Genomic DNA, 20,065 nt, shown 5'->3' on the forward strand with positions numbered 1-20,065 from the left:
GGGCGTGTTAACGCGCGGCAATAAAAGCAGAAAACAGGCCGGCGCGGCAAGCGCGACGGCCTGTCATGGTCACCCTTCGGGCTAGTAGCAGTTCTGATAGTAGCCCTGGCCGCAGAACTCGGACGGGGCCGTACCGCCATAGCGCTGATACGGGAAGTTCGGGCCTGGACCATAATACGGCCCATAGGCAGGGGCGCTGTAATAGACGGGACCGCCGTAATAGCCATAGCCCGGACCGTAGTCATAGGCGTAGGCGTCACGGCTTGCGGCGATGGCAAGACCGGTGCCGATGGCGGCGAAAGCCGCGGCAGCAGCCGCGCCACCGCCACCATGCCAGTGGCGGCCGCCCGCATATGACGCAGTCGGGGCGATTGTGGTCAGCGCCAGCACCGCGGCCGTGGCAAGAACGGCCTTTCGGCCCGCAAACTTGGAGAATCGCTCGAACATGTCTTGGGCCCTCCTTTGGGACCTGGAATCGACGCCTGCGGACAGGCTCATGCCTCTCAAACCCGCAGTACCTAAGTTGGGTTCCCCAACCCCAACACGAGCTGAACGGGGTTGCGTAATCGTGACGCAACCGCCGCTCATCCGCCGTTCATGTTGGCGCGCGCACGCTTGCCGCGGGCCGGCGCTGCAAGCGTCACGAAACCATAACAATGCGGGACCGGCGCAATCGATGTCAGGATTCAAGACGATCGCCCTTCACGGCCTGCTGGCCCTTGCAATCTCGTTCGCAGCATTGATTGCGTGCGAGGCCACGGGGGCCGAGAGCGGCGTCCCCTCCACAGCGATCCACTTCACCTTCGACCGTCCCATCGATGCGAGCATGGCGCCGTTCTTCCTTGCGGCGAAGGACGGCGGCTTCGGCGCCGAGCGTCTCAACGTGTCCTTCAACAGTGCGAGCGGATCGCCGGAGGCGCTCGCACGCGTCGCCAAGGGAGACAGCGAGCTTGCGCTCGTCGACATCAACGAGCTGATCCGCTTCCGTGACAAGGACGACGTGGCGCCGGTCAAGGCGGTGTTCGTGCTGTTCAACCGCGCTCCCTATGCGATCGTCGCGCGCAGGAGCCGCGGCATCCACCTCCTGCCCGATCTCGACGGCAAGACCGTCGGCGTTGCCGACAACGATCTGTCGATGCGGCTATGGCCGGCCCTGGCGCAGCAGAACGGCATCAAGGCATCACGCGTCAAATTCCACAAGATCGGCGCGGCGGTACGCGAGCCGATCCTGTCCGCGGGCCAAGTTGATGCGGTCGCCGGCTTCAGCTTTCTCTCGGCGGTGAATCTGCGCGACCGCGGCGTGCCCGGAGCCGATCTCGTCGTGCTGCGCTATGCGGATTATGGCTGCGAAGCCTATGGCTTTGCCGTGGTGGTCAATCCGGCCTTCGCCACAGCAAAGCCGGACGCCGTGAAGGGCTTCGTTCGCGCGTTGATCGCGGGCATCAATGCCACCGTCAGGGAGCCGGGGCGTGCGGCGGAGGAGGCGGCGAGCCGCATCGAAGACGGTGACCGCAACCTCGAGCTGGAGCGCCTGCGCACCGTCCTCGCCGACAACATCCTGACCGATGAGGTCAAGCGCAACGGCCTCGGCGGCGTCGAGCCCGCGCGCCTGGAGCGCTCGATCGACCAGATCGCGCAGGACTTCAAATTCCGCAAGCGGCCGATGGCGCGCGACGTCTTCGACGACCAGTTCCTGCCGGCGGTGGCGGAGCGGCTGATCAATTGAGAAAAACTGACGGCTTCCGCTATATCTCACGCGCGATCCCGGGTTAGAATACGGGCTCCGTTATCCGCTCGAGTTCGTCGTCCGCATGTCCGTGCTCCGTCTCTACACCCGCGTTCTCGAGCTGCTCGGCAAGGAGGCGCGGCTGGGCTGGCTGCTCGCGGTCGCCAATCTCCTGCTCGCAGGCTCGCAATTCGCCGAGCCTGTGCTGTTCGGCCGTGTCGTCGACGTGCTCTCGGGCAAGACGGTGGCCGGATCGAACTCGGCCTGGCCATTCCTGGCCGCCTGGGTCGCATTCGGGCTCTTCACCATCGCGTGCAGCGCGCTCGTGGCCTTGCAGGCCGACCGGCTCTCGCACCGCCAGCGCCAGGCGGTGCTGACCGACTATTTCGAGCACATTCTGCAACTGCCGTTGACCTTCCACTCCGGTATCCATTCGGGCCGGCTGATGAAGGTGATGCTCAACGGCACGGATGCGCTGTGGCGGCTATGGCTCGGCTTCTTCCGCGAGCACTTTGCCGCGATCCTTTCGGTCGTGGTGCTGCTGCCACTGTCGCTGTACCTGAACTGGCGGCTCGCGATCCTGCTGTTCGTGCTCTGCATCGTCTTCACCGCACTGACGACCTTCGTGGTGCGCAAGACCTTCGGCATGCAGATGGAGGTCGAGGAGCATTACAGCGAGCTCTCCGCGCGCGCCTCCGACGCGCTCGGCAACGTCGCGCTGGTGCAGAGCTTCGTCCGCGTCGAATCCGAGGTCAAAGGGCTGCGCTCCGTCGCCGACGAGTTGCTGGCCGCGCAGATGCCGGTGCTGTCCTGGTGGGCGCTCGTCACCGTCATCACGCGCGCCTCCACCACCATCACCGTGCTCGCTATCTTCACCCTCGGCATCGCGCTGCACGACCAGGGGCTCACCTCGGTCGGCGAGATCGTGATGTTCGTGAGCTTTGCGACACTTTTGCTCCAAAAGCTCGAGCAGGTCGTGAGCTTCATCAACAACGTGTTCATGGAAGCCCCGCGCCTGCGCGAGTTCTTCAATGTGCTCGACGCCGTGCCCGCGGTCCACGACAGGCCCGACGCGATCGATGCCGGCAGGTTGTCCGGCCTCGTCGAGTTCCACGACGTCACCTTCTCCTATGACGGCAAGCGCCCTGCGGTCGAGGACCTCTCCTTCACCGCACTGCCCGGTCAGACCATCGCACTGGTCGGCCCGACCGGTGCCGGCAAGTCGACGGCGATTGCGCTCTTGCATCGCGCTTTCGATCCACAATCCGGGGTCATCAAGATCGACGGCATGGACGTGCGCGGCGTCACGCTGACCTCGCTGCGGCGGAATATCGGCGTGGTGTTCCAGGAAGCGCTGCTGTTCAACCGCTCGATTGCGGAGAACTTGCAGGTCGGCAAGCCCGACGCGACCGAGGCCGAGATGCGCGAAGCTGCCGAGCGCGCGCAGGCGCTCGAATTCATCGAGCGCAGCGGTGGCTTCGAGATCAATGCCGGCGAGCGCGGCCGCATGCTGTCCGGTGGCGAGCGCCAGCGCCTGTCCATCGCCCGCGCGCTGCTGAAAGATCCGCCGATCCTGATCCTGGACGAAGCGACCAGCGCGCTCGACGCCGTCACCGAGGCCAAGGTGAATGCCGCTCTCGACGAAGTGATGAAGGGCCGCACCACTTTCGTGATCGCCCATCGCCTCTCCACCATCCGCAACGCCACGCGGATCCTGGTGTTCGAGAACGGCCAGGTGATCGAAAGCGGAACTTTCGATGAACTCGTGGCGAAAGGCGGCCATTTCGCCGAGCTCGCCAGGGCCCAGTTCATGGTCCAGGAGAACGCACGGGCCAGCGTGACGGCGGCCGAGGCTGCCGCGACGGCCGCCAAATCCCCCTAGCGCGATGCGATCAGGATCAATCGTCATCGCGCTTTAGGTTATTGTTTGAGCATGATCTTTTCGGAAAACCGCTGCACGCTTTTTCCGGATCATGCTCCAGCAAGTCCCCACAGCATCGTCGAAATTCGGCCCATTTCATTGCGGAATACCGTGCCCATCCCCCTATTATCGACGCACCAGCCGGTATAGGTTTGCCACGCCGCAAGCGGCGGCGCCGGATTTCAGAATCGACAATCAGATCACGAGAGCCGTCCGTATCAGGCGGATCTCCAAGGACCGGAATCGGATAGTGCACGCCCTTCGCCCGCTGCTTCGCAAATTTCTGTTCAAACTGTTCGCTGCGACGCTCGCATGTGCCGCAGTGCTCGCGCCGCGCGCGGCGAGCGCAGAAGCGCTGCTGCTGATCGAGGCCGACAGCGGCAAGGTCCTACAGGCCGACAACGCGACCGTCCCGTGGTACCCGGCCTCCGTCACCAAGATCATGACCGCCTATGTCACCCTGAAGGCGGTCAAGGACGGCAGGCTGACGCTCGACACGCTGCTCACGGTCTCGCCGACCGCGGCCTCGCAATCGCCCTCGAAGATGGGATTTCGCCCGGGAACGCAGGTCACCGTCGACAACGCGCTGAAGATGATGATGGTCAAGTCGGCGAACGACATGGCCGTGGTGCTCGCCGAAGGCGTCGGCGGCTCGATCGACGGCTTCTCCGCGATGATGAACGACACCGCAAAGAAGCTCGGCATGACGCAGACGAGTTACGTCAATCCGAACGGCCTGCCCGCCGACGGCCAGATCACGTCGGCGCGTGACCTCGGCATTTTGGCGCGCTCGTTCCTGCGCGACCTGCCGGAATACGAATATTTCGTGCACATCCCGGCGATCCGCTTCGGCAAGCGCGTCACCGGCAATTTCAACAAGCTGATCGGCCGCTATCCCGGCGCCGACGGTTTCAAGACCGGCTTCATCTGTGCCTCCGGCTACAACCTCGTCGCCTCGGCCACGCGCAACGGCCGCAGGCTAATTGCGGTGGTGCTGGGTGCCAATTCCGGCACGGCGCGCGCGGTGAAGGCCGCGCAGCTGCTCGAGCGCGGCTTCGCTCAAGACAACCTCACCTGGCTGCGCCCTTCGCTCGGCACCGTCGAAAATCTCGTGCCGGTCGACGCCACTCCGCCGAATCTGCGCGACGAGATGTGCGGCGGCCATCGCAAGCGGCCGGCCACCGACGAGGACGATGCGCTGATTGCGGCCGGTGGCGGGACGACCGGATCGGCCTCCGCCACCGGCGGCGAGGCCCAGGTCACCTTCTTCACGGCGGGCCTGCAGCCGCCGCTGATGAAGGCTTCCGAGCTGATGGCCTCGGCCCCCGCGGCGGTCGAACCCGTGCTGGTCTATACCGGCCCGACCCGCACCGGCACCGCGCTGATCGCGGCGGTCGCGGCCGACGCCGACCAGCAGACCGCGTCCAAGCCACGTGGCAAGAAGTCGCGCGTCGCCAAGAAGCCCGACGCGGCCGACAAGCCGACGGACAAGCCCAAGGACACCAAGACGGCGGCGGCGAAACCGAACGCCAAGCAGGCCGACGGCAAGAGCGACGGTAGGACCGCGGCCAAGCCGGCCCCCACCAAGCCGGCCGGAGCCAAGCATGCTGCGGCCAAGCCCGATGCGGCCAAACCTGCCGAGAAGCCTGCGGCAAGCGGCGATCAGGCGGCGAAGCCTGCCAAGCCCAAGGCTACAACGAAGCCCGCGGCTGCCGCCAAGCCGGCGAACAACAGTTAACGTCCTCCGGGCATTTGCACGGTAGCCCGCGCTTCGCACCTGCGGCAGCGCGGTTTGCGACGATTCCAGTAGCTGCGACCCGACCTTTGCCCTAAGCCACGACGGCTTGCCACCCGTTCCGGCAAGCTGGATACTGGCGGCAATGCGGCAAGCCCGAGACACAACGGGCCCTGATCAATGAGGGGAGTCTTCCATGGAGCGCATCTGGCTCAAGCAATATCCGCCCGGCGTGCCCGCCGATATCGAGCCGACGCAATACACATCGCTGGTCGACCTGCTGGAGGAGAGCTTCACCAAGTTCGCCGACCGCAAGGCGTTCATCTGCATGGATAAGTCGATCAGCTATCGCGACCTCGACCAGATGTCGATCGCGCTCGCCGCCTACCTGCAGGGCCGCGGACTGCAACGCGGCGCCCGTGTTGCCATCATGATGCCGAACGTGCTGCAATATCCGGTCGCGACCGCCGCCGTGCTGCGCGCCGGTTTCGCCGTGGTGAACGTCAATCCGCTCTATACCCCGCGCGAGCTCGAGCATCAGCTCGAGGATTCCGGCGCCGAAGCGATCATCGTGCTGGAGAACTTCGCTCACACGGTCGAGCAAGTGATCGCCAAGACGCAGGTCAAGCACGTCATCGTCGCCAGCATGGGCGACTTGCTGGGCTTCAAGGGCGTGATCGTCAATCTCGTCGTCCGCCGGGTCAAGAAGATGGTACCAGCCTGGTCGCTACCGGGGGCGGTGGCCTTCAACGACGCGCTGTCGGCCGGACGCGGCATGACCTTCAACAAGCCCAAGCTGTCGCCCGGCGACGTCGCCTTCCTGCAATATACCGGCGGCACCACCGGCGTCTCCAAGGGCGCCACGCTGCTCCATCGCAACATCGTCGCCAACGTCCTGCAGAACGACGCCTGGCTCCAGCCGGCGCTCGCCGCGCCGCCGCATGTCGACCAGCTCATGATCGTCTGCGCGCTGCCACTCTATCACATCTTCGCGCTGACGGCCTGCTACCTGCTGGCGGTGCGCGCCGGCGGCTGCAATCTCCTGATCCCGAACCCGCGCGACATTCCCGGCTTCATCAAGGAATTGGCGAAATACCAGGTCAACAGCTTCCCGGCCGTGAACACGCTCTACAACGGGTTGATGCACCATCCCGATTTCAAGAAGCTCGACTTCTCCAAGCTGAAGATCTCCAACGGCGGCGGCATGGCGGTGCAGCGCACCGTCGCCGATCAGTGGAAGGCGATCACCGGCTGCTTCATTGCCGAAGGTTACGGCCTGTCGGAGACCTCGCCGACGCTGACCTGCAATCCGGCGACGGCAACGGAGTTCACGGGTACGATCGGCATTCCCGTGCCTTCGACCTGGATCTCGATCCGCGACGACGATGGCAACGAAGTCCCGCTCGGCCAACCCGGCGAGATCTGCGCCAAGGGCCCGCAGGTCATGTCCGGCTACTGGAACAGGCCGGAAGAAACCGCCAAGGTGATGACCGCCGACGGATATTTCCGCACCGGCGATATCGGCGTGATGGACGAGAAGGGCTACACCAAGATCGTCGACCGCAAGAAGGACATGATCCTGGTCTCCGGCTTCAACGTCTATCCCAACGAGATCGAGGAAGTGATCGCGAGCCATCCGGGCGTACTGGAATGCGCCGTGATCGGCATCCCCGATTCCAAGTCGGGCGAAGCCGTGAAGGCCTTCGTGGTGAAGAAGGACCCGAACCTCACCGCGGAAGCCGTGATCAAGTTCTGTCACGAGCAGCTCACCGGCTACAAGGTGCCCAAGCACATCGAATTCCGCAACGACCTGCCGAAGACCAATGTCGGCAAGATCCTGCGCCGACAGCTTCGCGACGAGAAGAAGGCGGAAGCGGCGTAAGGCGACGCCTCTGGCCGATGACTGAGGTTGGCGACATCGAGCCATCAAGCATTCTCGCCTTCTGGCGCGAGGGCGGGCGCGAGCGCTGGTATAAGCGCGACGATGCTTTCGATGCCGAGATCAGGCGCCGCTTTCTCGCCCTGTGGCAGAAGGCGGTCGCCGGTGAACTCGGAGCATGGGAGACAACGGACGAGGGCGCGCTGGCGCTCGTCATCGTGCTCGACCAGTTTCCCCGCAACATGTTCTGCGGCACGCCACAAACCTTTGCCAGTGACGCGCAGGCACGCGACGTCGCCCGCCGCGCCATCGGTCGAGGCGTCGACCGCAGGCTCGATCCCATGCTGCTCGAATTCCTCTATTTGCCCTTCATGCATTCCGAGCACCTGGCTGACCAGCTGCACTGCGTCGCGCTGTTTCAAAACACCGACAATGCCGAGAACCTGAAATACGCTCGCGAGCACGCCGACATCATCCGGCGGTTCGGCCGCTTTCCCCACCGCAACCGCCTCCTCGGTCGCGACACGACGGAGGAAGAGCAGGCCTTCCTCGATCATGGTGGATTTTCCGGCTGATGACATCATGGTGAACTGCCGCCGCCTTCGCCGCTTCCGCCGCCGGCAATATTGTGCAGGTCCGCCGCCCGGTCTAAAAAGCGGGACCGATTTTCAGGGAGACTGACGATGGCGATCCAGATTGGCGACAAGCTGCCCGAGGCGAAATTCCGCGTGATGACGGCGGAAGGCCCGCAGGTGAAGAGCACCGACGATATCTTTAAAGGCAAGAAGGTGGCGCTGTTCGCGGTGCCCGGCGCCTACACCGGCACCTGCCACAAGATGCATCTGCCGAGCATCTTCCTCAACGCCTATGCCATGAAGGACAAAGGGGTCGACACCATCGCCATCGTCTCGGTCAACGATGCCTTCGTGATGAACGCCTGGAAGCGCGACACCGACCAGCGCGATGAGGCCGTCTTCCTGGCCGATGGCAATGCCGACTTCACCAAGGCGATCGGCATGGAGCTGGATGCCTCCGCCAACGGTCTGGGCATTCGCTCCAAGCGCTATTCGATGCTGGTCGAGGATGGCGTGGTGAAGAAGCTGAACCTCGAAGCGATGCCCGGCAAGGTCGAGGTCTCCGGCGGGGATACGCTGCTCGGGCAGCTCTGAGCCATACGCGCAGTTCTTAGCCGCAAATGACACTGTCATGCCCCGGTCAAGCCAGGCTTGACCGGGGCATCCAGTACCGTGAGACAATCACAACTGCCTCTGGGATACTGGATCGCCCGCCTCGCGGGCGATGACAGTTGAGAATGAGGCAACGACGGTGCGCTACTCCCTCACTCTCTGCTGCAAGCGCGCCATCGCGACGCCGTCGCGCGCCAGCTGATCGGCGCGTTCGTTCTCGGGGTGACCGGCGTGGCCCCTGACCCAGTGCCAGCGGACCTCGTGCTGCTTCAGGGCGGCATCGAGACGCTGCCATAGCTCGACATTCTTCACCGGCTTCTTGTCGGCGGTGCGCCAGCCGTTGCGCTTCCAGCCGAAGATCCAGCCGGTGATGCCCTGCCGGACATACTGGCTGTCGGTGTAGAGATCGACCTTGCACGGCTTCTTCAGCGCCTCGAGCGCGGAGATCGCCGCCATCAGCTCCATCTGGTTGTTGGTGGTGTGTGGCTGGCCGCCGTTCAGCTCCTTTTCCTTGTCGCCGAACTTCAGGATCGCGCCCCAGCCGCCCGGCCCTGGATTTCCCGAGCAGGCACCATCGGTATAGATCGTGACATTGGGAAGCTCGCTCACGCCACCAGCCCCGACGGCGTCAGCCCATAGTCGCGCGCGCTCGTCACGCTTTGGTGGAAGCGCAGCTTGCGAACATATTCCAATGGATCCTTCGGCTTGACCAGCGCGCCCGGCGGCACGTTGAGCCAGTCGACCAGCCGCGTCAGCAGGAAGCGGATCGCAGCACCGCGCGCCAGCAGCGGCAGCGCCGCCTCTTCCGCCTCTGTGAGCTTTCGCACGCGGCCATAGGCGTTGAGGAAGGCGCGCGCCTTGGTGACGTTGAAGGAGTGATCCGGCTCGAAGCACCAGGCGTTGAGGCAGATGGCGACGTCATAGGCCAGCATGTCGTTGCAGGCGAAGGTGAAGTCGATGATCCCCGAGAGCTTGTCGCCGAGAAAGAAAACGTTGTCGTTGAAGAGGTCGGCGTGGATCACGCCCTCGGGCAGGTTGGTCGGCCAGATGCCGCTGGAGAGATGATCGAGCTCGGCGGCGAGGAATGCGCGCAGGCCCGGCTGCACCTCGTCGGCCCGGCTCGATGCCGCGTCGAACAGCGGCCGCCAGCCCGAGACCGACAGCGCATTGGCACGCCGGACCGCGAAATTGGCGCCGGCAAGATGCATCCGGGCCAGCCCCTCGCCGACGCCGGCGCAATGGGTCGCGTTCGGCTTGCGCGGCCAGACGCCCTCGAGAAAGGTGATGATCGCGGCGGGGCGGCCCGACAGCTCGCGCAGCGCCTCGCCGTCGCGTCCCTTCACCGGCAGCGGGCAGTTGACGCCGTGCTCGGCGAGATGCGTCATCAGCGCAAGGAAGAACGGCAAATCGTTCTTCGCCACGCGCTTCTCGTAGAGCGTGAGGATGAACGACCCCTGGCTGGTGTGCAGCAGGAAATTGGAGTTTTCGACGCCCTCTGCGATGCCCTTGTAGGAGAGCAATTCGCCGAGATCGTATTGCTTCAGGAAATCCGCAAGCTCGTCGGCGGCGACGTCGGTATAGACCGCCATAAAAGTCTACTCGGCGGCAGCTTCAGGGCGCACCTGACGCGGCAGCGGGAAGAACTCGTTCTCTTCCGCGGCCGAGACCGTCTCCACATGCAGCGTGTAGCGCTCGGCGAAGGCGTCCATGATCTCCTCGACGATCACTTCCGGCGCGGAGGCGCCCGCGGTGATGCCGAGGCTGGCGATGTTGCCGAACTTGCCCCAATCGATGTCGGTGGCACGCTGCGCCAGCACCGCGATCTTGCAGCCCTCGCGCTCGGCGACCTCGCGGAGACGCTGCGAGTTCGACGAATTGGGGGCACCGACAACGATGAGCGCGTCCACCACCGGCGCCACCTTCTTGACCGCGAGCTGGCGGTTGGTGGTGGCGTAGCAGATGTCTTCCTTGTGCGGCCCGTTGATGTTCGGGAAGCGCTCCTTGAGCAGCGCCACGATCTCCGCGGTATCGTCGATCGACAGCGTGGTCTGGGTCACGAAGGCGAGATTGTCGGGGTCCTGCGGCGTGATGGTCTTGGCGTCCTCGGCGGTCTCGATCAGGGTCACGGCGCCAGGCGGAAGCTGGCCGAGCGTGCCGACCACCTCGGGATGGTGGGAATGGCCGATCAGGAAGATCTCCCGGCCGCGCTTGAAGTGGATCGCAGCCTCGCGGTGCACCTTGGTCACCAACGGGCAGGTCGCATCCAGCGAGAACAGATTGCGGGACTGGGCGTCGGCCGGAACCGACTTCGGCACGCCGTGGGCCGAGAACACCACCGGAGCGGTGGTATTTTCCGGGATCTCCGCGAGCTCCTCGACGAAGATGGCGCCCTTCTTTTTCAATCCATCGACGACGTACTTGTTGTGCACAATCTCATGGCGAACATAGACGGGGGCGCCGTACTTATCGAGCGCCCGTTCCACGGTGTCGATCGCCCGGACCACCCCGGCACAGAAACCACGGGGAGAACAAAGCACGATCTTGAGGTCTGGTTTGGCTGACATTGAGCGATCTCGGGACCGAATCACCCGTTTCGCCTTCTGGCGGGGGGCGGTCGATGGATGGAATAGGGCTTAAAGCTGTCGGCTTGAACCTTACAGCAGTTCAAAGGGAATTGGGCCCCCTTTCAGGCGGTGTCAAGGCACTATCTATAGCAGAACCATTGCATGGCTACCCCCTCCGGGCTTATATAGCGCGAATTCCCTGTCATCGCTGATGACCACCGGTTTCGCCTCCAGAGGGGTGGGCGAAGCACAAAGGAGATTTGCCATGAGCAACGCACCTCTGATGCCCAAGGCGACCGCCGTCTGGCTGCTCGACAACACCGCGCTCACCTTCGACCAGGTCGCCGATTTCACCAAAATGCACCCCCTCGAGGTGCGCGCCATCGCCGACGGTGACGCCGCCCAGGGCATCAAGGGCATGGATCCCCTCTCCAACGGCCAGCTGACCCGCGAGGAGATCGAGAAGGGCGAGAACAACCCGGATTACCGGCTCCGCCTCCAGGAGAGCAAGGTGGTGCTGCCGCCCCAGCCCAAGCGCAAGGGACCGCGTTACACCCCGGTCTCGCGCCGCCACGAGCGTCCAAGCGCGATCCTCTGGCTGCTGCGCAACCATCCGGAGCTCAAGGACGCCCAGATCATGCGCCTGGTCGGCACCACCAAGAGCACGATCGCCAGCGTACGCGATCGTACCCACTGGAACACCTCGTCCCTGACCCCGATCGACCCCGTCACCCTCGGCCTCTGCTCGCAGATCGAGCTCGATTTCGAGGTACAGCGCGCCGCCAAGGAAAAGCCGATCGACGCAAGCTATGGCGGTGCGACCCTGCTGCCGGCCTCCGAGACCACCCGCAAGGACGAGTACGAGCCCGCGGAGAAATCCAGCGACGATCTCAACGTCGACGCCGTGTTCGCCAAGCTGAAGACGCTCGGCGGAAAGAAGCAGGAGGAAGAGGAGTAACTCTCCTCTGTCGGTTCGCTTTCGAATCCGGTTTGAACGCGGCGGGCCGACCCGCCGCGTTTTTATTTGGGCTTGCGATCTAGATCGCGCCGATTGTCGGCGCGGGAGTCGTATGTGCGGCTCGCCGAACGGCGGATCACCCCAGCTCGATTGTGTCGTTGATCTCGTGGACGAGTCCGACGTTGTCGATCGTCAGCACCATCTTCGCGTTGAGTTTCTCGTGGCCCTTGATCCGGCCCGCCGCGATCGCGTCGCGCACGGCCTTCTCGATCTCGCGCTGCGAGGTGACACCGACTTGCTTCAGGAATTTACGCAGGCTGGTGTTGAACTGGTCTTCGTTCATGACGGCCTCCGTAGGCTGGGGCGGCTCACGGCCGCTCGGGATGGTTCAGCATGTATTCGCCGAGATCGCGCTGGCGGCGGTCGGCGCGGGCGATGGCGGCATTGCGCTGGACGTCGCGGTCCTTGCGGCAGGCCACGTATTCCGGCGAGCCCTGGGCATAGCCCCGGCCCTGACAGACCGCGTCGTCGTCGTCGCCGCCCATCGCCACCGGCGTCTGGTAGCGTGCCGAGCAGGCGGAGAGAGCGATGGCGAGCAGCATAGCTGCAAGCAGGCGCGGCACGGTGGCAAGTGGCATACGAGGTCCCCTGTTGGCCGGCCCTGTTTAGCGCGGAATGCGGAGAATGTAAGTCCTTGGCCGCCGTTCCTCACGCGCTGTCATTCCCCGGGAATCCAGTACGCCGCAGCGGTCATTGGCTCACACAACAGCCGCGGAGTACTGGATCACCCGCTTTCGCGGGTGATGACAGCTGAGGTTGGAGGGACGGCCTCGCGCCTCACGCGTATGATGACCGCGGACTTCCTCACACCCGTCCCTTCAACGCCTCCCCGATCTCGTCGAGTGCCTTGGGATCTTCGATCGTCGCCGGCATGGTCCAGGATTCGCCATCGGCGATCTTCTTGATGGTGCCACGCAGGATCTTTCCGGAGCGCGTCTTGGGCAGGCGGCCGACGGTGATGGCGAGCTTGAAGGCGGCGACCGGGCCGAGCTTGTGGCGCACCAGCGCGACGATCTCCTTCTCGATCTCGGCAGGCGGGCGCTTCACGCCCGCCTTGAGCACCAGGAAGCCGCAGGGCACCTCGCCCTTGATCGCGTCCTTGACGCCGAGCACGGCGCATTCGGCGACGTCGGGATGCGAGGCCAAGATCTCCTCCATGCCGCCGGTGGAGAGCCGATGGCCGGCGACGTTGATGATGTCGTCGGTGCGGCCCATGACGAAGACATAGCCGTCCTCGTCCTTGTAGCCGGCATCAGAGGTCTTGTAGTAGCCGGGGAATTCGCCGAGGTATGCCTCCTTGAAGCGCTCGTCCTGATTCCACAGCGTCGGCAGGCAGCCCGGCGGCATCGGCAGCTTGATGACAATCGAGCCCATGGTGTTGGGCCCCACTGGCTTTGCCGCTTCATCGACGACATCGACCTGGTAGCCCGGCATCGGCACCGTCGGCGAGCCGTGCTTCACCGGCAGCATGCCGAGTCCGACCGGATTGCCGGCGATGCACCAGCCGGTCTCGGTCTGCCACCAATGGTCAATCACCGGCACGTTGAGCTGCTGCTCCGCCCATTCCACCGTCGGCGGATCGGCACGCTCGCCGGCGAGGAACAGCGTGCGGAATTTGGAGAGATCGTACCGCCGGATGAACGTTCCTTCGGGATCCTCTTTCCGGATCGCGCGGAACGCGGTCGGCGCGGTGAAGAAGGCCACCGCCTTGTGCTCGGAGATCACGCGCCAGAATGCGCCGGCATCGGGCGTGCCGACCGGCTTGCCCTCATACATGATCGAGGTCGCGCCATGCAGCAGCGGCCCGTACACGATGTAGCTGTGGCCGACCACCCAGCCGATGTCGGAGCCGCACCACCAGACCTCACCCGGCTTGACGCCATAGAGGTTGAACATCGACCATTCCACCGCGACGAGATGACCGCCATTGTCGCGCACGACGCCCTTTGGCACGCCGGTCGTGCCGGAGGTATAGAGGATGTAGAGCGGATCGGTGGCAGCAACAGGCACGCAAGGTGCCTTCTTGCCGTCGTTCATCGCCTTGCGGCGCAGGCTTGCCCAGTCGTAGTCGCGGCTTGGCGTCATCTCACAGGTGAGCTGCGGACGCTGCAGCACGATGCAGGCTTTCGGCTTGCTGCCGGCAAGCCTGATCGCCTCGTCGAGCAGCGGCTTGTACTGCACGATGCGGCCGGGTTCGATGCCGCAGCTCGCGGAAAGGATGAGCTTCGGCTGCGCATCGTCGATCCGTGTGGCGAGTTCTTTCGCGGCAAAGCCGCCGAACACCACGGAGTGCACCGCGCCGAGCCGCGCGCAGGCGAGCATCGCGACCACCGCCTCCGGCACCATCGGCATGTAGAGAATGACGCGATCGCCCTTGCCGACACCGAATTCCTGCATGATGGCGGCGAGCGCCTGGACCTCCTTCAGCAGTTCGGCATAAGTGAGTTTGGTGACCGAATTGGTCAAGGGCGAATCGTGGATCAGCGCGACTTGATCGGCGCGGCCGCGTTCGACGTGGCGGTCGAGCGCGTTGTAGCAGGTGTTGACGATACCGCCGGCAAACCAGCGGCCATAGGGTCCTTGCGAGGAATCGAAGATCTTCTTCGGCGGCTCGATCCAGTCGATCTCCTTGGCCGCCTCGCCCCAAAAGCCTTCGGGATCGGCCAGCGAGCGCGCATGGACCTCATGATAACGGCTCTTCCCCTGGACGTTCATTTCGCGCTCCCGTTCCCTTTATGGCCTGGCCCTGACCCTTGTGGCAGGACTGGCGTCCCGCCATGACCAGGATCAATTGCTGGCCTTGTTTGATGGCTATTTTCCCGGGAACGGGCCGCGGTTCAAGCTGAAAAGGACGTGTCTCCCTCTCCCAGTTCTTACGGGAGGTTGTCGCAGATGCCTTCTTGGTGGCGGCCTGAACAAGCGCCTCGTCCTTCGAGACGACCGCTTCCAGCGGTCTCCTCAGGATGAGGCTAAGCAACGTTAGTGCCGGCTGAAATTGCTGCCGCGCACTCCGCCCTCATCCTGAGGGCTCGCCATCGGCGGGCGTCTCGAAGCATGGGCTGCGGGCGAGCCATCCGCCACGCTTCTTCATAGGCTATGCGATGATCTTACGAGAGGAAAGACCCCGCCTATCCCTCCATCGCATTCAGCCGCTGCAAGCGCTCCTGCATGACCTTCTTCAGGTCATAGCCGCGGCGACGGAAGCTCGCATCGCGCGTGGCGAGGAAATCGCGCTGGGACTTGCGCAGGCCATCCGCCGAGCGCTTGCTCGCGGATTTCAGCACACGCTCGTAAGCCTCGGCGATCTGGCGGTCGAGCACGCCGAGCTGCGGATCGGCGCAGATCACCTTCTCGACCTCGCGCTTGGCGGAGGCGCAGTCGAACGACGGGTCGCTGGCGGCGGCGTTCAGCACACGGGGCGGCTCGCCGCCAAATTTTGCGATCTCGGCGATCATCGCGCGACGGCCGCTCTGCGCGTTCTCATTGGCGGGATCGAGCCGCAACGCCGCCTCGTAATCGGCCAGCGCCTTCTTGCGCTCGCCCATCTTCTTGTAGAGCACGGCGCGGTTGTTGTAGGTCTTGGCAAAATTCGGATCGAGCTTCAGCGCGTCGTTGTAGTCCGACAGTGCAGCACCGAGTTCGCCCTTGAGCTGGTAGGAGTCACCGCGGTTGGTCAGGAAGTTCACCCGCTGCTCGAGACGGATCGCCTGAGCGTAATCGGCGATCGCCTTGTCATACTCCTTCATCGCGGCATAGGTGAGACCGCGGTTGTCGAAATACTCCGGCACCTTCGGATCGAGCCGGATCGCCTCGGTGTCGTCTGCGATCGCCTTGTCGAGCTCGCCGAGCTTCTTATAGGCAGCGCCCCGGTTGGTGTAACTGCGCGCCCGGTTCGGATCGAGCCGCAGCGCCTCGCTGAGGTCGGCGACGGCCTTGTCATAGTCGCCGCGCAGATAGAAGGTCGCGCCGCGGTCGGACCAGGCCTGGGCGAAATCCGACCTCAGCTTGATGGCCTGGTCGTAATCTGAAATGGCGCGGTCGAAGCGATGCTGGTTGGTGTAGACCACGCCGCGCAGCTCGTAAGCTTCCGCATCCTGTGGATCGAGCTCGATCGCCTTGGTCAGATCTGCCGCGGCCCGGTTGAGGTCGCCGCCGGCTTCGCGCAGGAGGTTGCCGCGCACGCGCCAGGCCTTTGCGTTCTTGCCATCGAGCGCGATGGCGCGGTCCAGATCGCGTAGCGCCTGCGACTGGCCTCCGGAAGTTCGCGCATTGGCTTCGGCACGAGCGACGAGCGCCATGGCGCGTTCGGACACCGGATTGGCCGTCTGGTCGATGATGACGCTGCACGCAGAGATCAGCTCCGCGGGAGCAGCCTTGCTCCCCGGCACGCAATCTGTGCCGGCGGCAGCCGGACCGATGAGGGTCAGGCCCATAGCCGCGCCAAGGAAGAAGGCGCGAAGCGAGGTTTTGGCAAACGAGGACATTTGCGCGGAACGGGGCATGCCGCACATGGCTTTGGACTCCGTGACAGGGACTTTCCCCGTTGTCGCCGCCATCCAGCAACGGGTTCAAACGGCGCGCTCTCCCTCCCGCCGCGGTCCGGAAGGGCAGAGAGCGGCATCAATATCCGTCCACGCCGTTGATCTGTTGCAAGCGCTCCTGCATCGCCTTTTTCAGATCGTACCCCGGCCGCCCGAATTCGGCGTTGCGGCGGGCGACGAAGGCGTCCTGCTCGCGCTGGATCTTGCGTGCCTCCGTCGGGCTCCGGGCCTCGCGGAGGGCGCGCAGATGGGACCCATAGATTTCGCGGTCGAGATCGGCGAGCTCGCGATTGCCGCAGATCGTCTTCTCAACGGCGAGGGTCGCGCGGGCGCAGTTGAAGCTGGGCTTGCCGGCCACCGCCATCTGCGCGCCGATCCGCTCGAGCTCGCGCGCCATCGCCTTGTGATTGGCCCTGGCCTTCTCGTGGTTCGGATCGATCTTGAGCGCGGCACCGAAATCCTGCACCGCCTTCGGCTTGTCGCCCTTCTTCAGCCAGAGCTCGCCGCGGGCGTTGAAGATGTCCGCGAGCGTGGGATCGAGCAAAAGGGCGCGGGTGTCGTCGGCGATCGCGCGATCGATCTGGTCGTGCCTTGCCAGCAGCGCACCTCGCGCGATCAGCGCCTTGACCAGGTCCGCCTTCGTCGTCTTCTCGTTGTCGATCACGGCCGCGCAGGCGGAAGTCGCCTTGTCGACGTCGTCGGCCGCGCTGGCCGCGAGGCATGGCGCGATATCGACCTGCGTAATGGCCGGCTCGCCGCCCGTCGCAGCATGAGCCGCGCCGGTCGGAAGCGCCGAGAGCACCGCGACAACTGACCATGGGATGAGCTTTTGAAAACGCATGCTGTTGCAGTCGGAAGGTCTTGCTTCACTCTTGCGTTGGGGCCGCATTTTCCATCATACGGCCGGATCTGGTGTTAGCTTGTGGCGCCGCTCAAATCGATCTCGGGGACTGTCGTGTCGACATTCGAATGGATCATCGCGCTTCTGCTCGGCGCCGTTGGCTTATCGGCGCTGGCGCGGCGGATCAAGGTCCCCTATCCGACCTTCCTCGCCATCGGCGGCGCGCTGGTCGCCTTCGTGCCATCGAGCCCGTCCTGGGTGCTGGAGCCGGACCTCGCCTTGGCGCTTTTTGTCGCACCGGTCCTGCTCGATGCCGCCTTCGACACCTCGCTGCGCGATCTGCGCAACAACTGGGTTCCGGTCTCGACCCTGGTCGTCGCCGCGGTCGGCCTGACCACGGCCGGCGTGGCCTATGCCGCGCACCGGCTGATGCCTGACATGCCCTGGGCCGCCGCGGTCGCGCTCGGCGCCATCGTCGCGCCGCCGGACGCCGCGGCGGCGGTCGCGATCCTGAGCCAGGTGAAGCTGCCCCACCGCATGGTCAAGGTGCTGGAAGGCGAGAGCCTGCTCAACGACGCGACCGCGCTCCTGATCTATCGCATCGCGGTCGGCGCAGTTGCCACTCAGCACCTGACGTGGAGCCAGGTCGCTCCGACCATGGCGCTGGCGCTGGTCGGCAGCGTCATCGCCGGCCTGCTCGCGGGCCGAATCATTCCGCTGTTCATGGAACGGGTGACGGAGGCGCCGAGCGCCATCATCGTGCAGTTCGCCACCACCTTCCTGGTCTGGATCACCGCCGAGCATCTCGGCCTCTCCGGCATCCTCACCATCGTGGTCTATGCCATCACCGTCGCACGCACGGCGCCCGCGCGCATCCCGGCGCGGCTGCGGGTGCCCTCCTATGCGGTCTGGGAGACGATGGTATTCGTGCTCAACGTGCTCGCCTTCATGTTGATCGGCATGCAGATGCGGCCGATCTGGACGCGGCTCGACGCGGACGTGCGTTGGGAATATTGCGTGGCCGCCGCCTGGATCCTGCTCACGGTCATGCTGGTGCGCCTCGGCTGGGTGACGTTCTACCGCATGACCTTGCGTGTGCTGGTGGCGCAGGGGATCTATCATCCGAAGGACCCCGGGGCCGTCGCCTCGCCCAAGGGCGGCCTCATCATCTCCTGGTGCGGCATGCGCGGCCTCGTCACGCTCGCCACTGCCTTTGCCCTCCCTGAGAATTTTCCCTATCGCGACTTCATCGTCTTCATTGCCTTTGCGGTGGTGCTTGGTTCGCTGGTGATCCAGGGCCTGACGCTGCGGCCGCTGATCCTCGCCTTCGACCTCAAGGACGATGATCCCGTCGGCATCGAGGTCGCCCGCGGGCGCGCCGTCGCCTATCGCGCCGCGCTCGATGCCATCGAGAGCGATCCGTCGGAGGAGGCGGAGATCCTGCGGCTCGAATATCGCGCCATCCTGATGCAGACCGAGACCGATCCGAACGGAGGCATTGCCAACGGCGAATTGCCCGCCGATCCCTTGCGCCGCCGCGCCATCGAAGCGGCGCGCAAGGCGATCTTCGATCTACGCGCCACCGAGGTGATCGGCGACGATGCGTTTCATCGGCTCGAGGAGGAGCTCGATCGCGCAGAATTGAGCGCGGGGGGTTAAACCTCCGCTGTCGTCCCGGACAAGCGTGCCCAAAGCGCGGGCCGATTCGGGACCCATAGCCACGAAATTCTGTTTGGCGGAGACCCGGAGTTGCCAGCGAGCGATACAACCCCCTCTTGTGGCTATGGTTCCGGATCGGCGGCGCTTACGCTTGTCCGGGACGACACTGGAGGGTGGACGGGGAGGCATTGAACCAAATCCCGCTTCCCCGGACTCACCCCTGATGACAACCCTGATCGACGACCGTCGTGTACGCGCGCGTGATGCGTCGCCTGCACGATATTTTTATCTCCACATGGCACTCGCCTGCGCGGCGACGGCTTTCCTCGGCTTCGCGCCGACCTATTGGGTGCCGCTGGCTCACCGGACATTCTCTGCAAGCCCGGTGATCCACTTTCACGGGCTCTTGTTCTTCACCTGGACGCTTTATTTCGTGCTCCAGACCTGGCTCGCGGCTTCCGGCCGCGTGGTCAACCACCGCTCGCTCGGCATTGCCGGCGTCTCGATCGCGACCGCGATGGTCATTTTTGGCTTCTTCGCATCCGTGACTTCGATGAAGAACGCCGCTGCCGTTGGCCAGGCCGATGCAGGCATCGCCTTCTCGATCGTGCCGCTCAGCGGCATCGCGCTCTTCGCGGTGGTGTTCGTGCTTGGGATCATGAATACGCGCAGGCCCGAGATCCACAAGCGCCTGATGCTGCTCGCCGCGGTCTCGATCCTCGACGCTGCGATTGCGCGCTGGTTCCTGACCTTCCTCGCACCTCCCGGACCGCCCGGCCCGCCGCCGGTACCCGTGACGATTGCGCCGGCTGTGGTCGCCGCCCTTCTGCTCGTCGTCGCCATGGTGCGCGACTGGCGCACCGAGGGCCGCGTGCATCCGGTCTACATCTACGGCACGCTCGCGCTTTTGGCGGTGAAGGTGCTGAACTGGCCGGTCAGCGAGACGGCAGCGTGGCACGCATTTGCCGGCGGGATTCTGGCGCTGGCGCAGTAA

Annotated in this window: 18 protein-coding genes; 9 read left to right on the top strand and 9 right to left on the bottom strand. The window is 64.7% G+C overall.

Going from position 1 to position 20,065, the window contains the following annotated elements; all coding sequences use genetic code 11:
* Positions 1-81: 81 nt before the first annotated feature.
* Positions 82-447 carry a hypothetical protein gene (locus BRAD3257_RS36725; RefSeq protein WP_122405894.1) on the bottom strand — a complete coding sequence of 122 codons (366 nt, stop codon included), beginning with the start codon at positions 445-447 and terminating at the stop codon, positions 82-84.
* 229 nt (positions 448-676) lie between these two features.
* On the opposite strand from BRAD3257_RS36725, the gene BRAD3257_RS36730 reads away from it, so the two are divergent.
* The 6 genes from BRAD3257_RS36730 to BRAD3257_RS36755 all read left to right on the top strand — a co-directional run bounded on the left by BRAD3257_RS36730 (position 677) and on the right by BRAD3257_RS36755 (position 8,430).
* Positions 677-1,726 carry an ABC transporter substrate-binding protein gene (locus tag BRAD3257_RS36730; protein WP_162500476.1) on the top strand — a complete coding sequence of 350 codons (1,050 nt, stop codon included), beginning with the start codon at positions 677-679 and terminating at the stop codon, positions 1,724-1,726.
* 85 nt (positions 1,727-1,811) lie between these two features.
* Entirely contained in the window at positions 1,812-3,608 is a 1,797-nt protein-coding gene (locus tag BRAD3257_RS36735; protein ID WP_122405896.1) for a glucan ABC transporter ATP-binding protein/ permease, read from the top strand.
* Positions 3,609-3,897: 289 nt separating this feature from the next.
* Positions 3,898-5,385, top strand: a complete 1,488-nt coding sequence (locus BRAD3257_RS36740; protein WP_122405897.1) for a D-alanyl-D-alanine carboxypeptidase family protein — start codon at positions 3,898-3,900, stop codon at positions 5,383-5,385.
* 193 nt (positions 5,386-5,578) lie between these two features.
* Entirely contained in the window at positions 5,579-7,264 is a 1,686-nt protein-coding gene (locus tag BRAD3257_RS36745) for a long-chain fatty acid--CoA ligase (protein WP_122405898.1), read from the top strand.
* A 17-nt stretch (positions 7,265-7,281) separates the two neighbouring features.
* Positions 7,282-7,836 (top strand): DUF924 family protein, encoded by a 555-nt coding sequence (locus BRAD3257_RS36750; RefSeq protein ID WP_122405899.1) that lies wholly within the window; start codon positions 7,282-7,284, stop codon positions 7,834-7,836.
* A 108-nt stretch (positions 7,837-7,944) separates the two neighbouring features.
* On the top strand, positions 7,945-8,430 hold the full coding sequence (locus BRAD3257_RS36755) for a peroxiredoxin (protein WP_122405900.1): 486 nt from the start codon (positions 7,945-7,947) through the stop codon (positions 8,428-8,430).
* Positions 8,431-8,592: 162 nt separating this feature from the next.
* Here the strand turns inward: BRAD3257_RS36755 and rnhA are convergent, their stop codons facing one another.
* From rnhA to ispH, 3 genes are read right to left on the bottom strand one after another with little or no spacing between them, the layout of a single operon-like run.
* On the bottom strand, positions 8,593-9,057 hold the full coding sequence (rnhA, locus tag BRAD3257_RS36760; protein ID WP_122405901.1) for a ribonuclease HI: 465 nt from the start codon (positions 9,055-9,057) through the stop codon (positions 8,593-8,595).
* Complete coding sequence (locus tag BRAD3257_RS36765) at positions 9,054-10,037, bottom strand: homoserine kinase (protein WP_122405902.1); 984 nt, start codon at positions 10,035-10,037, stop codon at positions 9,054-9,056. The genes rnhA and BRAD3257_RS36765 overlap by 4 nt, the downstream gene beginning before the upstream one ends.
* Before the next feature lie 6 nt (positions 10,038-10,043).
* Positions 10,044-11,012 carry a 4-hydroxy-3-methylbut-2-enyl diphosphate reductase gene (gene ispH / locus BRAD3257_RS36770; protein WP_122405903.1) on the bottom strand — a complete coding sequence of 323 codons (969 nt, stop codon included), beginning with the start codon at positions 11,010-11,012 and terminating at the stop codon, positions 10,044-10,046.
* Positions 11,013-11,277: 265 nt separating this feature from the next.
* On the opposite strand from ispH, the gene BRAD3257_RS36775 reads away from it, so the two are divergent.
* Positions 11,278-11,970: a DUF1013 domain-containing protein gene (locus BRAD3257_RS36775; protein WP_162500477.1), complete on the top strand. Its 693-nt coding sequence runs from the start codon at positions 11,278-11,280 to the stop codon at positions 11,968-11,970.
* Between the two features lie 136 nt (positions 11,971-12,106).
* On the opposite strand, the gene BRAD3257_RS36780 is transcribed toward BRAD3257_RS36775, so the two are convergent.
* The 5 genes from BRAD3257_RS36780 to BRAD3257_RS36800 form a co-directional block, all read right to left on the bottom strand.
* On the bottom strand, positions 12,107-12,313 hold the full coding sequence (locus tag BRAD3257_RS36780) for a DUF6494 family protein (RefSeq protein WP_027575415.1): 207 nt from the start codon (positions 12,311-12,313) through the stop codon (positions 12,107-12,109).
* 25 nt (positions 12,314-12,338) lie between these two features.
* Positions 12,339-12,608: a hypothetical protein gene (locus tag BRAD3257_RS36785; protein ID WP_122405905.1), complete on the bottom strand. Its 270-nt coding sequence runs from the start codon at positions 12,606-12,608 to the stop codon at positions 12,339-12,341.
* A 226-nt stretch (positions 12,609-12,834) separates the two neighbouring features.
* A complete protein-coding gene (locus BRAD3257_RS36790; protein WP_122405906.1) occupies positions 12,835-14,745 on the bottom strand; it encodes a propionyl-CoA synthetase in 1,911 nt (636 codons plus the stop codon).
* Between the two features lie 413 nt (positions 14,746-15,158).
* Positions 15,159-16,541 (bottom strand): tetratricopeptide repeat protein, encoded by a 1,383-nt coding sequence (locus BRAD3257_RS36795; RefSeq protein WP_122405907.1) that lies wholly within the window; start codon positions 16,539-16,541, stop codon positions 15,159-15,161.
* A 109-nt stretch (positions 16,542-16,650) separates the two neighbouring features.
* The gene (locus BRAD3257_RS36800) at positions 16,651-17,412 is read right to left on the bottom strand and encodes a tetratricopeptide repeat protein (RefSeq protein ID WP_162500478.1); all 762 of its coding nucleotides are present in this window, start codon (positions 17,410-17,412) and stop codon (positions 16,651-16,653) included.
* A gap of 81 nt (positions 17,413-17,493) precedes the next feature.
* Here BRAD3257_RS36800 and BRAD3257_RS36805 point away from each other — a divergent pair, with 81 nt between their 5' ends.
* Positions 17,494-19,071 (top strand): cation:proton antiporter, encoded by a 1,578-nt coding sequence (locus tag BRAD3257_RS36805; protein ID WP_122405909.1) that lies wholly within the window; start codon positions 17,494-17,496, stop codon positions 19,069-19,071.
* 223 nt (positions 19,072-19,294) lie between these two features.
* Entirely contained in the window at positions 19,295-20,065 is a 771-nt protein-coding gene (locus BRAD3257_RS36810) for a hypothetical protein (protein ID WP_122405910.1), read from the top strand.

It is taken from the genome of Bradyrhizobium vignae, assembly GCF_900324035.1.
In the GTDB taxonomy this organism is placed as follows: Bacteria; Pseudomonadota; Alphaproteobacteria; order Rhizobiales; family Xanthobacteraceae; genus Bradyrhizobium; species Bradyrhizobium vignae.